Below are 14,581 nucleotides of genomic sequence, written 5' to 3' on the forward strand. Positions count from 1 at the left end.
ATCCCGTCCTCCCCCGCCTCGTCCCCCCTCGCAGCCGAGTACCAGGAGATCGCCCGCGGCGACCACGCGACGGGGACCAGGGGCACGATCCGCTTCGCGGTGTCGACCGACGACCCGACCGAGGGCAAGGGCGACCTGTTCGTCGCCCTCGGTCTGGCCAGGGCGCTCCGGGCCGAGGGCTGGGGCGTCGACGTCTGGCCGATCCGGCGCTGGGCCGAGACCGTCCCCGAGGACACGACGGTGCTCGTCAGCATGATCGAGTCGTTCGTCCCCGGTCTCGTGCCGGCGAGGACCGCCACCGTCGCGTGGGTGCGGAACTGGACGGCGCAGTGGGCGTCGGTGCCGTACCTGGCCGAGTTCGACGCGGTGTGGGCGTCGTCGACGATCGCCCGCGACGAACTGGCCCGGGTGGTGGACGTGCCGGTCGAGGTGGTGCCGATCGGTGTCGACCTCGACCTCTTCACCACCGACGCCGACGGGACGACGCCGCCGCGGACCGGCCGCACCGTCACGACGGTCAACTTCTGGGGAGCGCGCCGCGGTGTGCAGGACGTGCTGCAGCAGGTCGCCCCGCCCGAGCCGATCGTCTGGTTCGCCGCGAACGTCGAGCACGTCGATGCCGCCCCCGGTGTGGAGCTCCGACCGGCGGTGTCGTACTTCGCGCTGCCCGAGGTCTACCGCGCAGCCGCGTTCGTCGTCGACGACGTCATCGCACCCGCCGCGGAGTTCGGCACGCTCAACTCGCGGCTCTACGAGTCACTGGCGTGCGGGGCGCTGCCGGTCACCTCCTGCGCCCTCGGCCTCGACGAACTCGGACTGGCCGACGTCCCCGTCTTCACCGACGCCCCGTCCCTGGAACGTGCGATCGCGATGCCGACCGCCGAACGGGACGCCCTGGTCGCGCGGCTGGGCGCCGTTGTGGTGGAACGGCACTCCTACGCGGCCCGCGCCGTGCAGGTCGGCCCGTTGCTCGACGCGGCGACCTCGCACGCCGCGGCACGGACCGGCGCCGTCGATCCGCTGCTCCGCTGGGCCGCGCAGCAGCGCGAGCTGCTCCGTGCGACCGAGCAGGAGCGCGACGTGCACCGCGCGGGGGTCGAGGACATCAACCGGCGACTCATCGTGTCGGAAGAGGCGGTCGCCGTCCTCGACCGTGCACGCAAGGACGCCGAACAGGCGCAGCACGACGCCGAGGCGGAGCGGGACGCGATCGCGACCCGGTACGACACGCTGACCCACTCCGCCGAGTTCCGGGCCCTCGACCGCCTCGGCGGCGTCGCCCGCGCGCTCCGCCGACGCGCCTGACGACGCCGGGCCGCCGACGCGCCTGACGACCCAGGGCCGGCGACGGGACCGGCCGGGCGCCCGAGACGGCGATGCAGACGGACGGGAGGCTCCCCACCGGGCAGTGCCGGTGGGGAGCCTCCCGTCCGTCCGGTGGGCCCGTTACGAGACGGTGACCGTCTTCGTGCCGAAGTCCTTGTAGACGCCACCCGGGAGCTCCTGGTACCAGACCCGCACGGCGTGCTTGCCCGGCTTCACGCCGCTGAGCGTGACCGCGAGTCCGACGTCGGAGCCCCAGCCCGGGTGGACCTTCTCGACGTCGGCGCGGACCGCGTTCGCGCTGCCCGCTGCCGCGCCGACGCCGTCGACGTGGATCTTGTACCGGACGGGGTCGAACGTGTCGGGGTCGATGGCCCAACCCTTCACCGCGACCGTGCCCTTGCCGCCGGTCGCCGCATCGTAGGCGCCGTACACGGCCCCGGTCTTCCCCGTCGGTGCGGGCACGGCGTCCTGGACCGTCACCCGCTGGGTGCCGAAGCTGACGTAGTTGCCGCCGGGCAGGTCCTGGTACCAGACCGTGACCGTGTGGCTGCCCGCGCTGACGCCCGTCAGCGTGACCGCGAGCCCGACGTCGTTCCCCCAGCCGGGCTTGGCGGCGCCGATGTCCGTGCGGGCCGCGTTCGCGCTGCCCGCCGCGGCACCGACACCGTCGAGGTGGATCTTGTACTTGACCGGGTCGTACCGGTCCGGGTCGATCGCCCAGCCCGTGAGCGCGACGGTGTTCGGGCCGGCGGTCGCCTTCTCGAACGCGCCGGTGACGGCACCGGTCTTGCCGGTCGCGCCGGACGACGGCGGGGCGGCCACCGTCACGGTCTTCGAGCCTGCGCTGACGTAGGTGCCGCTCGGCAGGTCCTGCCACCACACGGTGATCGTGTGCCGACCCGGCTCGACGTCGTTGAGGGTGGCCGTCAGACCGTGCGCGGAGCCCCACTTCGGGTACGACTGCGCCACGTCGCTCCGGGCTGCGCTCGCGCTGCCGGCCGCCGCGCCGACACCGTCGACGTGGATCTTGTACTTGACCGGTGCGAACGTGTCCGGGTCGATCGCCCACCCCTTCAGCGCGACCGAGCGGACGCCGCCGGTGGCCGACTCGAAGGCACCCTTCACCGCACCGGAGGCCCCGGTCGCCGCGGTGACGGTCACCGTCTTCGAGGCGACCTTGACCCAGGTCGCGCCCGGCTTGTCCTGGGTCCAGAGCGACACCGTGCGGGAACCGGCGGCGACGTCCTGGATCGTCTTCGAGAACCCGACGGTGGAGCTGGCGCCCGGGTGCTTCGCGGCGATGTCGGTGCGCACGACGTCGGCGGTCGCGGCGATCGCGCCGACGCTGTCCACCTGCACCTTGTACGCGGTGGCTGCGGACGAGTCGCGGTCGAGCGCCCACCCGCTGACGGCGATGGAGCCGGTCCCGCCGGTGACGGTCTCGAGGCTGCCGACCGGGGCCGAGGCGGGCACGGTCACGTCCCCGCAGTTGAGCAGCGTGTTCGCACCCGCGCCGACGTTGATGCCGAACACGCAGACGTTGTGCTTGCCGGGTGCGATGCCCGAGAGCGTCGTCTGGAAGCCGTGCGCCGTGTTGTTCGCGCCGAGCAACGAGGCCAGGTCGGAGCGGACGGTGTCGGCGCGGATCGACGCCTTGCCGACGCCGTCGACGTAGAACTGCGCCTTGATCGACTCGGTCGAGTCCGGGTCGGCCGTCCAGCCGCGCACCGTGATGGTGCCGCCGGCGGCGCCGCTCTGGGAGTCGACGCTCCCGATCGGCGACGACCCGCCCGTGGGCGATCCGAACCAGTCGGTGTACATGCGCCAGAAGTTGCGGTTGCCGTAGGCCGAGCAGGAGTCACCGGAACCGTAGAGGTTCGACATCGCGGCACTGTTCGGGGTGTACGGCGTGTAGATGTACAGGGCTGCGGTCGCCTGGTTCTTGATGTTGACCGTCTTGCGGCCGCACGCGGCGTTGGGGTTGTACAGGATCGCGTTGTTGCGACCGGCCTGGTACGCCCACGACGTCGGCGAGGCCTGGTAACGCTTGAACTGCAACGCCGCGGCGTACACCTGCTGGCCGAAGCCGTAGTACGCGGGGTCGCACGGAGCGGTGTCCGGGCAGGCGAAGCCCGTGGCGTGCAGGTACATGTAGCTCGTCGGCGAGCTCGTCGCGACGATGCCCTGCTCCTTCTGCAGCAGCACGAGCAGCACCTTCTGGCTGATCCCGCACGCGGCACCGACCTGCGCGATGATCGTCGCGGCCGACTTGTTGCCGCCCGGGATCGCCGAGCACCGGTTCGCGACGGCGCCGATGGCGCTCATGTTCTGCGTGAAGTTCTTCAGGCAGGCGGGGCCACCGGACCGCGGCGTGCAGTTCGGGGCGACGCTGTTCAGGAACGACTGCACCGCCGACCCGCTCATCGCGCCGCCGTTGTAGAAGTTGGCGTCGCTGATGATGTTGCCGGGGTCGAAGTTCGCGGCGACGGCGGCCGACGCCGACTCCGTCGTGGTCCGCTCCGACACGATCGTGCCGATGGTCAGGCCGCTCACCGCGATGGCGAGTGCGGCGACCATGCCGAGCACCGAGCGCAGGGGACGGCGTCGATCGCCGTCGGTCAGGATGGAACGCATCACGGCACCTCCGCCGTCATCGGTTCGGACGTGGTCGACTTCGACCCGACCGAGTACTCGAGGGTGATGGACCAGGTCCCGGTGGACACCTGGCTCGCGGGGAACGACACCTGCGCGCAGTTCACCGAGGACGCACTCGCCTCGGCCTTGCTCGTCAGTGTGCGGGCGGTGCCGCCCTTGGTGGCGACGAACGTGCACGTGCCGGAGGTGTCCGTCGTGCCGGAGACCAGGCCGCCCGCCTGCAGGGTCTTGCTGGCGGTGTCCCAACCGGAGAACGTCACGAGTGCCGTGGCCGGGAAGTCCGAGGGGTCGGTGTCGGGTTCGGGGGTCTGCCCACTGCCGGGGAACGCCGTGGGCACGTCGTCGTCGGACGGCTCCGCAGTCGAGGACGAGGACGCGGACGACGAGGGGACGGACGACGGACCCGTCGCGCTGGGCGAGGGGCTGACCGTGCGCGAGGGGCTCGACGAGGGGCCGGGATCGTCGCCGGCGGAACACCCCGCCGTGAAGAGACTGAGAGCACCGACCACCGCGAGCGCAGCGATCGACCGTGGAACAAGCTGCATGCTTTCGGGCCGTCCTGTGGTTGTTGACAAGGGTCCGGGTTGCGTCAACGGTAACCCGAAAGTGAAGGTTGAGGGTTGTTGTCGCGCACTTTCACCCCCGCACGGGGGCGGACGACGGGTGTCGTCCGGCAGGCGGTGCGCGCCCCGACCTCAGCGGTCCAGTGAGTATGCTGTTCCGGTCCCGCCCCCACCGAACGAAGAGACGTATGGTCGATCAAGCCCGCATGGCGGCGCTCGCCAAGGAGCCCCTCGTCGTGATCGGCGCTCCGACGAGCGCTTTCCGAGGTACCTGGCGAGAACTCCGCGACGTCTTCGGACAGCGCGAGATGCTCGGGATGCTCATCCGCCGCGACCTGAAGGCGCGGTACAAGGACTCGGCACTCGGGTTCGTGTGGACGCTCGTGCGCCCGCTGACCCAGCTGATGATCTACTACTTCGTGATGGGCAAGATCCTCGGCTCGTCCCGTGCGATCGACAACTTCGCCATCTACGTCTTCACCGGCCTGACCGCCTACACGCTCTTCAGTGAGATCGTCGCCGGGTCGACCGGGTCGATCGTCGGCAACAGCGGGCTGATCAAGAAGGTCTACGTGCCGCGCGAGGTCTTCCCCCTCGCCAGCGTCGGCGCGGCCCTGGTCAACTTCCTCATCCAGTTCGCGATCCTCATCGCCGCGACGATCGTGCTCGGGGTCTTCCCCTGGCACGAGGGGTTGATCTACCTCATCCCGTCACTGCTGGTGATCCTGGTCTACGGCGCCGCGATCGGTCTCGTGCTGTCGGCGCTCAACGTGTACTTGCGCGACGTGCAGTTCGTCATCGACGTCGGGCTCATGGTGCTCCTCTGGGCGTCGCCGATCGTCTACTCGTACTCGATGGTCGTCGCCGAGCTGAAGGTGCAGTGGCTGCTGGCGATCTACACCAACAACCCGCTCACCCTGTCGGTGCTCGGACTCCAGAACGCGATCTGGATCCACCCGACCCCCGTCGACTACCCGCCGCACCTGATGATGCGGCTCGGGATCGCCCTCGTGATCGGGCTGTTCTGCCTCATCGGCGCGCAGCGGGTCTTCTCCCGCCTGCAGGGCAACTTCGCGCAGGAGCTCTAGACCATGGCCATCAGCACCCCCGTCGCCCCGTCGACGTCCGGCGCCACCGCCGAGCGCCCCGACGTCATCGTCATCGACCACGTCCGCAAGCGCTTCGTCGTCCGCAAGGACAACACCATCCGCGAACGGATCGTCACGCTCGGTCGCGCCGGCCGCAAGCACCGGCAGGACTTCTGGGCGCTCGACGACGTCACCGTGTCGATCCAGGCCGGCACCACCGTCGGGCTGATCGGCCAGAACGGATCCGGCAAGTCGACCCTGCTCAAGGCGATCGGCGGCATCATCCAGCCGACCTCCGGCACGGTGTCGCGCCGCGGGCGCCTGGCAGCCCTGCTCGAGCTCGGCGCCGGCTTCCACCCGGACCTGTCCGGCCGCGAGAACGTCTTCCTGAACGCGAGCCTGCTCGGCCTGACGCGCAAGGAGACCGAGGAGCGCTTCGACGACATCCTGGCGTTCTCGGGCATCGGCGACTTCATCGACACCCAGGTGAAGTTCTACTCGTCCGGCATGTACGTGCGACTCGCCTTCGCGGTGGCCGTGCACACCGACCCCGACGTCCTGCTGGTCGACGAGGTGCTCGCCGTCGGCGACGAGGCGTTCCAGCGCAAGTGCCTCGACCGCATCCGCTCGTTCCAGGAGCAGGGCAAGACGATCATCATCGTCACGCACTCCCTCAGCCAGGTGCAGGACATGTGCGACCGCGTCGTGCTCCTGAACAAGGGCAAGGTCCTGCACGACGGCGACCCGATCGGTGCCGTCAGCCTGTTCCGCGACGTGCTCGAGGAACGTCGTGCCGGGGAGCTCAGCGCCGACGTCGCGGTCGGTCGCGGCACCGTGCTGCAGGCGTCGGTGCACGCCGACGGCAAGGGACCGCGCGACGGGGTCACCCCCGGCGACGACCTGCTGGTCGACATGGAGTTCGAGCACCTCGACGGCGTCGAGGACTGGGAAGCGGCCGTCCAGGTCAACAACACGTCCGGCCAGGTCGTCTACGGCACCACGACCGGCATCATGGGCATCCACCTCGAGCCGCTGCACGGCCGCAAGAAGCTCCGCCTGCGGATCGCGGACACGAACTTCGGCACCGGCAAGTACTTCATCAACGTCTCGATGATGGACTCGGCCGGCCGGCACCTGCACGACCTGCCCGAATGCGACTCGTTCGAGGTCCCCTCGTTCGGCGACGCGGTCGGCAGTGTCTACGCGAAGCCCTCGATCGAGGAGCTCGACTGACGCCCGTCGACGATGCGTCCCGCACCGCGGTCGTCGTCGTCAACTGGGAACGCGCGGACCTGACGACCGCGGCCGTCCGCGCCGTGCTCGCCGACGGCGCGGCCGACCAGGTGGTCGTCGTCGACAACGGGTCGTCGGACGACTCGATCGCCGAGCTCCGTCGCGATCTGCCGGGTGTCACCGTGATCGCGCGGGAGCACAACGGCGGGTTCGCGGCCGGCGCGAACACCGGCATCCGGCACGCGGACGCCGACGTCGTCGTCCTGCTCAACAACGACGCCGTCCCGGCGCCGGGCTTCGTCCGGGCGCTCCGCGGCCACCTGGCGCAGGCGGGGCCCGAGGTCGCGGCCGTGACGGGCCGCATCGTGCTCGCCGGACGCTGGACGGGCCTCCCGGTCGACGCGACGCCCGCACCCGGCCAGCGCGTGCTGCGGGGCCACGACGGCCGCCTCTGGACGCCGTCGGCGGACGGCGAGGTGCGCCTGAACTCGACCGGTGTGCGCGTCGACCGCGCCGGCAACGGCATGGACCGCGACTGGTTCGCGCCCGTCGACCGGGTCGCCGACGTCGATGTCTTCGGGTTCTCCGGCGGGGCCTCCGCCCTGCGGCGGAGCGCCCTCGACGACGTCGGCCTGCTCGACGAGTCGCTCTTCATGTACTACGAGGACACCGAACTCGCGTGGCGACTCCGCCGACGCGGCTGGCGCGTGGAACACGCGGCCGACGCGGTCGTCGAGCACGACCACTCGGCGTCGTCCGGGGTGCAGAGCGACCTGTTCCTGTTCCGCAACGCGCGGAACCGGATGGTCGTCGCACTCTGGCACGCACCGTGGGCCACCGTCCTGCGTGCCGGTGCCCGCACCCTCTTCCGCGGCCTGCGCGGGCTGCTGTCCGCCTCCACCCGACGGGAGGCCCGGCTCGTCCTGGCAGCGTTCGCGGACGTCGTCGGGGCGCTCCCGTCGCACCTCGCGCGGCGGCTCCGCGAGTCGCGGCGCGCGTCCGTCCCGCGCCGCAGCGTGGACCCGGGCGCATGAGCGCGGAGGGCTATCCTGGTCACTCCCCCGCCGACGGACCCGACCGTGGCGCCCCCGTTCGGAAGGACCCTCGCGTGCCGCAGCTCACCGTCCTCGTCGACGGGACCGCGGTACCGCGTGCACTCGGCGGTGTGGGCCGCTACGTCGAGGGGGTCGTGTCGCACCTGACCGACCCGGCGCTCGACGTTCACCTGGTGGTCCGACCCGTGCACGCTCCGCACTTCGCAGCCGTCGCGCCGCACGCGACCGTGCACACCGCGCCGGGCTGGACCGACTCGGTGCCGCTCCGGTTCCTGTGGGAGCAGACCGGGCTGCCGGCGCTCGGCCGTCGGCTCGGCGCGCGGGTGCTGCACTCCCCGCACTACACGTTCCCGTTCGCGTGGCGCGGCGGATCGGTCGTCACGCTGCACGACGCCACGTTCTTCTCGAACCCCGAGTGGCACTCCCGCCTGAAGCGCACGTTCTTCACCTGGTGGAGCCGTCGGTCCCTGCGCTCCCGCCCGGTCGTCATCGTGCCGAGTGCGGCCACCGCGACCGAGGCCGCACGGGTGGTGAGCGGCATCCGCGCCGACGTCCGGGTCGCACCGCTCGGCGTCGACCGTGCTGTGTTCCACGAGCCGTCCACTGCCGAGGTCGAGGACGCCCGGATCGCGGCGACGCTGCCCGAAGGTGCGCCCTGGATCGCGTTCCTCGGCACGATCGAACCGCGGAAGAACGTCACCGCGCTGCTCGACGCCTACGCCGCGGTGCGTTCCGCGCGGACGGCCGCCGGCTCGGACGCCGGCTCGGCTGGTGGCTCGGCTGGTGGCTCCGACGTCCCGTGGCTGGTGCTCTCCGGGGCCCGCGGGTGGGACGAGTCCGCGATCGCTCGCCTCGACGCCCTGCAGCCAGACGAGCACGTGATCGAGGCCGGCTACCTGCCCCTCGAGGACCTGGCCGGCTACCTCGGCGGCGCGGAGTTCGTCGTCTACCCGTCACTCGGCGAGGGCTTCGGCCTGCCGGTGGTCGAGGCGATGGCCTCCGGCGCCTGCGTCCTGACCACCCGGCGGCTGTCACTGCCCGAGGTCGGCGGTGACGCAGCGGTGTACACCGAGCCGTCCGCCTCCGCACTGGCGTCCGCGATGACGCGGCTGCTCGACGACCCGTCGCTCGTCGCGTCGCACCGGGCGGCCGCGCTGGCCCGCGCCGCCTCGTTCACGTGGGAGGCGACGGCAGCCGTGCACGTCGAGGCCTACTCGGCCGTGGCCCGGGACGCCCGGTCCGGGGGTACCCGGTGATCCGCGTCGCCGTGCTGACGGTCACCTACAACACCGGCGAGACCATCCGGCCGTTCCTGGCCAGCGTCGCGGCGGCGTCCTCGGAGCCGGTCGCCGTCGTGATCGCCGAGAACGGGTCCGCCGACATCGACGCGCTGCGGGCGATCGGTGAGTCCTACGGCGCCGTCGTGGTGTCATCGGGGCGCAACCGTGGCTACGGCGGGGGCATCGACGCCGCACTGAGCGCCCTCGACGACGTCCTTCCCGACGTCCGCCCCGAGTTCCTGCTCGTCACGAACCCCGACGTCGTGCTCGCACCCGCCTCGATCGACGAACTCGTGCGCGCCGCCGACCGGCTGCCGTCCGGCGGGTCGTTCGGGCCGCGGATCCTCGACGAGCAGGGTGAGACGTACCCGTCCGCACGCCAGCTGCCGTCGCTCCGGACCGGGCTCGGGCACGCGGCGTTCTCGCGGTTCTGGCCGGCGAACCCGTGGAGCCAGCGGTACTGGTCGACCACGCAGGTCGTCGAGCGCGAGGCCGGTTGGCTGTCCGGCGCGTGCTTCCTCATCCGCACCGACCTGTTCCGGCAGCTCGACGGCTTCGACGAGTCGTACTTCATGTACTTCGAGGACGTCGACCTGGGCCAGCGCGTCGGTCGCTCGGGTCGTGCGAACGTGTACGTGCCGAGCGCCGTGGTCACGCACACCGGGGCGCACTCGACGTCGTCGAACCGGCGCCGGATGGAGATCGAGCACCACCGCAGCGCGTACCGGTTCCTGTCGCGCAAGTACCGCGCGTGGTGGCTCTGGCCGCTCCGTGCCGTCCTGCACGCGGGCCTGTCCGTCCGCGCCCGCTGGGTGACACGGAAGTGATCATCCCCGGTGTCGCCGGAGTGACCGCCGGACGCCCGTAAGATGAACGGGCCGTGAACGGAAGGACACCATGGCCCCGCACCGCGTGCGCTCCAGCAGCGCACTGACCTACCGCTTCTACGGCATCCTCGACGTCGTCCTCCACTCGGAGCACGCCGGCTGGCGTCGGTACTTCGACAACGAGTACGCGCGCATCTCAGACGACGGCACCACGACGACGGCGTCGCTCCGCGTCGACGTGCACGTCACCAAGCGGCCACCGAAGCCGGAGCCCGGCGACATCGTGCGCACCGATCGCTTCAAGGGCCTGTTCCGCTACTCGTACATCGTCCGGGGCATCGACACGGACCACGTCTCGATCTGGTTCCGCCACCACCCGGTCGACCGCGTCTACATGAACGCCATCGGTGTGTACCTGCAGGCGCAGGTGCTCGAGCCGATCGTCTACGCGAAGCTCCTCGAAGAGGACGTCCTGCTCCTGCACGCGGGCGGGGTCGCGTCGACCGAGAAGGGCTTCCTGCTGCCCGCGTACGGCGGCACCGGCAAGACGACGCTCTCGATGTCCCTGATGGCGGCCGGCTACAAGCTGCTCGGCGACGACCTGCTGTTCGTCGAACTCGCCACCGGCCGCGTGCACCCGTACGCACGACCCCTGCACGTCTTCACCTACAACATCCGCAACCTGGTGAACGCGCGGATCCCCACGAAGTACCAGGTCGCCGTCTACACCAAGAACGTCCTGCGGTGGGTGCTCGAGCGTGTGCTGCGCCGCGAGTTCCTCATCTCGACACGGATCCACGCGGACGAGCTCTACTCGGGCGACGTGTTCGCGCACGCCGTCCCGTACACGGCCATCGGGTTCCTCCGGAAGACCGGACCCGCGGTCGAGCAGGTGCGGATCACGGCGGAGAACGTCGACGAGCTCGCCGACGCGATCGCCGCGTCGGAGGACCTGAACGACAGCATGCTGGCCATCCTCGGCGACGACGCCGACCGGGCTGCGGCGTTCGTGGCGCTCGAGCACGACGTCATCGTCCGCCTGCTCGTGCAGTTCGACCGCCTGCTCTACGTGAACACCCGCGCGATGGACCTCGCACACCCCGACCAGCTCGTCGCCGAGCTCGAGCGCGGGTCCTTGGCGAACGCGTGAGCGTCGACTGACCCGCAGTGCTCCCGGACGATCAGTCCGCGCCGCGCAGCTTCCGGAGGCCGGCCGACGCGGCGTCGAGCAGCACGCGCGCCCGGGCGTCGAACGAGTGGTCAGCGGCGACCCGGGCGGCCACGCGGGCGCGCTCGGCGGCCGACGGCCACGCACGGTCCGGCGCGAGCAGCGCCGCCAGGTCGCCACGGCCCCGCGCGACCGCGAGCGTCGGGACGTCGAGGACGTCGGCGATCCCCTCCACCGGGTCGGTGACCACGACCCCGCCGGCGGCGAGGACGTCGAACACCCGGTTGGACACGAACCCACCGGCCGCCATGTCGTCCCAGTGGTCGTTGAGCACCACCCTCGCCGAGGCGTAGGCGGTCGCCACCTCGCTGCGCGCCAGTGACGGTTCGCCGAGCGAACCGGCCGGCACCAGACCGTCCCATCCCGGGCCGTGCACGCGGAGGTCCGCGCCGAGCGCCACGGCGTCCGCCACGAGGGGCCGGACCACACCGCGGGTCGACCCGACGAACACGACGCGACCAGCGTCAGGACCCTGCGCAGGGACCGGTCGGAACACGGCTGGGTCCGTCGCCTGCAGCAACGGGGCGACCGGCACACCGGAGCGTGCGGACGCCGCCGCCGCCCACGCGGGGCCGGCCGCGAACACACGGTCGAACGACCGCAACTCGGTGTCCGCCACGTCGTCGGGGTGGCTGATCACCCAGAGCAGGTTGACCGACGCGGGGTTCGGCGGCACGCGGTCGAGCCCACGGATCACCAGGGTCACGTCGTCCGCGGCGTCGTCGTCCCGCACGTGCGCGTCGCGCCGGTCGATCCGGACACGCTGTCCGAGCCGTTCGAGCGCACCCGCCAGCTCGGCCGCGAAGTGCACGTCGCCCCAGCCGTCGCCCCCGGGTCCGGCCGGCGCGGCGATCTTCAGCGACCAGACGAGGGCCTCGGTGTCGCCGGCCGATCGAGTCGTCGGCGACACGGGGCGTGCCCCCCACGGCGGCAGCGGCGGCCCGGCCACGACGCGCCCTGCCTCCGGCGCGCGGTCGCGCCACACGCTGAACGCGTCGACGGTCGCGGCGTCGACCGTGCGACCGGGCTCCACCGAACGGCTCGCCGCCGCGACCACGCGCACCGGCCCGCCGTGCACGTCCGCGGCCGCGCGGGTCCAGGCCGTCAGCGTCATGCGTTCGTCCGGGAGGCACGGTGCCGGCACCACGGACGAGCCCGGCACCGCGAGCACCGGCTGGTCCACCGCGAACACGGTGTCGACGTCGGCGCTGCTCCCCGACCACGGCAGGGCACCCGGGCGGAGGAGACGAGCGCCGGACCGGACCGAGCCGTCCGGCAGCAGCACCCGGGCCTGGGCGACCGAGTCGGCCGTCGCGAGCGCCAGGAGCCCCTCGGCGTCGATCGTCACCGAGGTGTCGAGCAGCACCAGCGTCCGCCCCACACCGGCAGCGACCCCGGCGTTGATCGCCGAGCCGATGCCGTCGACCGGTTCCGGGCGCACCCACGGCAGTCCGCGGTCGAACGGGTCACGCGGCGAAGCGTCGGCGACGTAGCTCACCGCACGGACGTCGGCAGCGGGGCCGAAGGCCTGACGGGCGACGGTGACCAGGCGGTCGACCTCGTCGTGCCGGTCGGACCGGGTCATGATGAGGACCGTGACGTCGCGGTCCAGGTGCGGCAGCGGGCCGTCGAAGCCGGATACGCGGACGACGGCAGCCGCCGGTGCGGGCACGGGACGGGACACCTGGTCGGGCTGGACGGCCGCCGTCGTACCGCGACGACGACGACCGAACCAACCAGGACCGGGGGTCACGTGCGGGTCAGGAGCCGAGCAGACGCTGCAGGTAGACGCCGTAGCCGCCCTTGACGAGCGGCGCGGCCAGCTCGGCGAGCTGCGCGTCGTCGATCCAGCCGTTGCGCCAGGCGATCTCCTCGATGCACCCGATCTTGAAGCCCTGACGGTCCTCGATGACCTTCACGTACTCGGACGCCTGCATCATCGACTCGAACGTGCCGGTGTCGAGCCAGGCCGTGCCGCGGTCGAGGACCTGGACGCCGAGCTCGCCGGCTTCGAGGTACCGCTCGTTGACCGTCGAGATCTCGAGCTCGCCACGGGCGCTCGGCTCGATCGTCTTCGCGATCTCGATGACCTTGTTGTCGTAGAAGTACAGACCGGGGACGGCGTAGTTCGACTTCGGCTCGGCCGGCTTCTCCTCGATGGAGACGGCCGAGAAGTCGTCGTCGAACTCGACGACGCCGTAGGCCTTCGGGTCGGCCACGTGGTACGCGAAGATCGTCGCACCCGCGACCTCGGTGTTCTTCTTCAGGCTCGTGCCGAGGCCGGTGCCGTGGAAGATGTTGTCGCCGAGGACGAGGGCGACGCTGTCGTCACCGATGAAGTCCTCGCCGATGACGAACGCCTGCGCGAGCCCGTCCGGGGAGGGCTGCACGGCGTACTGGATCTCCATGCCGAGGGCGGAGCCGTCGCCGAGCAGGGCCTTGAACTGCTCGTTGTACTCCGGCGTCGTGATGACGAGCACTTCGCGGATGCCGGCCATCATGAGCGTCGACAGCGGGTAGTAGACCATCGGCTTGTCGTAGATCGGCATGAGCTGCTTGCTGATGCCCTTGGTGATCGGCCAGAGGCGCGTGCCGGATCCACCGGCGAGGATGATGCCCTTCATCGGGATCGCTTCCTTACTTCATTACTTCGTCGTGCGGAGGGACTCGGTGTAGGCGACGCACTCTTCGTACGTCGGCAGCAGACCGGCGGCCGCGGCCGCTTCGAGCGTCGGGGCGCTGGTGTCCTTCTCGGACAGCACCGGGTCGCCGATGCCGTCCGGCAGCGCGAGTCCGACGGTCGGGTCGAGGATCGTGATCCCCTTCTCGCGCTCGGGGTCGTAGTGCGCGCTGACCAGGTAGTTCACGGTCGACTGGTCCTCGAGCGCGACGATCGCGTGGCCGAGGCCCTCGGACAGGTACACGGCCTTGCGGTCGACGTCGTCGATGCGGACCGAGTCCCACTGCCCGAACGTCGGCGAACCGACGCGGATGTCGACGATGTAGTCGATGAAGGCGCCGCGGACGGCGGTCACGTACTTCGCCTGGCTCGGGGCGACGAGGGCGTAGTGGATCCCGCGGGCGACGCCGGCCGACGAGATCGACATGTTCACCTGGCGGAGGTCCAGCGGGTGGCCGACCGTCTCTTCGAGGACGTCGGCGCGGTACGCCTCGAGGAAGGCTCCTCGTGCGTCGCCGTGCTGGACGGGCGTGAACTCCCACGCGCCGGGGATCTTGAGTTCGCGGATCTGCACTGCTGCACCCTACCAAGCCGCTCGGACACCCACCGGCGGCAGGCCGGACCTGCACCGATCCCTGCGGTCGCA

12 protein-coding genes are annotated in these 14,581 nt (G+C 71.3%); 7 read left to right on the plus strand and 5 right to left on the minus strand.

From position 1 onward, the window contains the following. Positions 1 to 1,305 (plus strand): glycosyltransferase (locus GVL05_RS15175; RefSeq protein ID WP_159573652.1); only part of this gene is annotated, 1,305 nt, incomplete at its 5' end. Between the two features lie 141 nt (positions 1,306 to 1,446). On the opposite strand, the gene GVL05_RS15180 is transcribed toward GVL05_RS15175, so the two are convergent. Together GVL05_RS15180 and GVL05_RS15185 are read right to left on the minus strand one after the other, a co-directional pair. Then, the gene (locus GVL05_RS15180) at positions 1,447 to 3,960 is read right to left on the minus strand and encodes a hypothetical protein (protein WP_159573653.1); all 2,514 of its coding nucleotides are present in this window, start codon (positions 3,958 to 3,960) and stop codon (positions 1,447 to 1,449) included. Then, entirely contained in the window at positions 3,960 to 4,526 is a 567-nt protein-coding gene (locus GVL05_RS15185; RefSeq protein ID WP_159573654.1) for a hypothetical protein, read from the minus strand. Before GVL05_RS15185 ends, GVL05_RS15180 begins: the two co-directional genes overlap by 1 nt. Positions 4,527 to 4,732: 206 nt before the next feature. Here GVL05_RS15185 and GVL05_RS15190 point away from each other — a divergent pair, with 206 nt between their 5' ends. The 6 genes from GVL05_RS15190 (at position 4,733) to GVL05_RS15215 (ending at position 11,177) form a co-directional block, all read left to right on the plus strand. Then, positions 4,733 to 5,632, plus strand: a complete 900-nt coding sequence (locus tag GVL05_RS15190; protein ID WP_159573655.1) for an ABC transporter permease — start codon at positions 4,733 to 4,735, stop codon at positions 5,630 to 5,632. A 3-nt stretch (positions 5,633 to 5,635) separates the two neighbouring features. Beyond that, positions 5,636 to 6,865 (plus strand): ABC transporter ATP-binding protein, encoded by a 1,230-nt coding sequence (locus GVL05_RS15195; protein WP_123338962.1) that lies wholly within the window; start codon positions 5,636 to 5,638, stop codon positions 6,863 to 6,865. Continuing rightward, positions 6,784 to 7,899, plus strand: a complete 1,116-nt coding sequence (locus GVL05_RS15200; RefSeq protein ID WP_159573656.1) for a glycosyltransferase family 2 protein — start codon at positions 6,784 to 6,786, stop codon at positions 7,897 to 7,899. Before GVL05_RS15195 ends, GVL05_RS15200 begins: the two co-directional genes overlap by 82 nt. A gap of 74 nt (positions 7,900 to 7,973) precedes the next feature. Next, positions 7,974 to 9,176, plus strand: a complete 1,203-nt coding sequence (locus tag GVL05_RS15205) for a glycosyltransferase family 1 protein (RefSeq protein WP_235036003.1) — start codon at positions 7,974 to 7,976, stop codon at positions 9,174 to 9,176. Continuing rightward, positions 9,173 to 10,027 carry a glycosyltransferase family 2 protein gene (locus GVL05_RS15210; protein WP_159573658.1) on the plus strand — a complete coding sequence of 285 codons (855 nt, stop codon included), beginning with the start codon at positions 9,173 to 9,175 and terminating at the stop codon, positions 10,025 to 10,027. The genes GVL05_RS15205 and GVL05_RS15210 overlap by 4 nt, the downstream gene beginning before the upstream one ends. Positions 10,028 to 10,097: 70 nt before the next feature. After that, positions 10,098 to 11,177, plus strand: a complete 1,080-nt coding sequence (locus GVL05_RS15215) for a hypothetical protein (protein ID WP_159573659.1) — start codon at positions 10,098 to 10,100, stop codon at positions 11,175 to 11,177. 31 nt (positions 11,178 to 11,208) lie between these two features. On the opposite strand, the gene GVL05_RS15220 is transcribed toward GVL05_RS15215, so the two are convergent. The 3 genes from GVL05_RS15220 to GVL05_RS15230 all read right to left on the minus strand — a co-directional run bounded on the left by GVL05_RS15220 (position 11,209) and on the right by GVL05_RS15230 (position 14,509). Further along, positions 11,209 to 12,927 (minus strand): glycosyltransferase, encoded by a 1,719-nt coding sequence (locus tag GVL05_RS15220; protein ID WP_235036004.1) that lies wholly within the window; start codon positions 12,925 to 12,927, stop codon positions 11,209 to 11,211. Between the two features lie 88 nt (positions 12,928 to 13,015). Further along, entirely contained in the window at positions 13,016 to 13,879 is an 864-nt protein-coding gene (rfbA, locus tag GVL05_RS15225; RefSeq protein ID WP_159573661.1) for a glucose-1-phosphate thymidylyltransferase RfbA, read from the minus strand. 21 nt (positions 13,880 to 13,900) lie between these two features. Next, positions 13,901 to 14,509, minus strand: a complete 609-nt coding sequence (locus GVL05_RS15230; protein WP_159573662.1) for a dTDP-4-dehydrorhamnose 3,5-epimerase family protein — start codon at positions 14,507 to 14,509, stop codon at positions 13,901 to 13,903. Positions 14,510 to 14,581 lie beyond the last annotated feature (72 nt).

The organism is Curtobacterium sp. 18060 (assembly GCF_902706105.1).
Lineage (GTDB): Bacteria > Actinomycetota > Actinomycetes > Actinomycetales > Microbacteriaceae > Curtobacterium.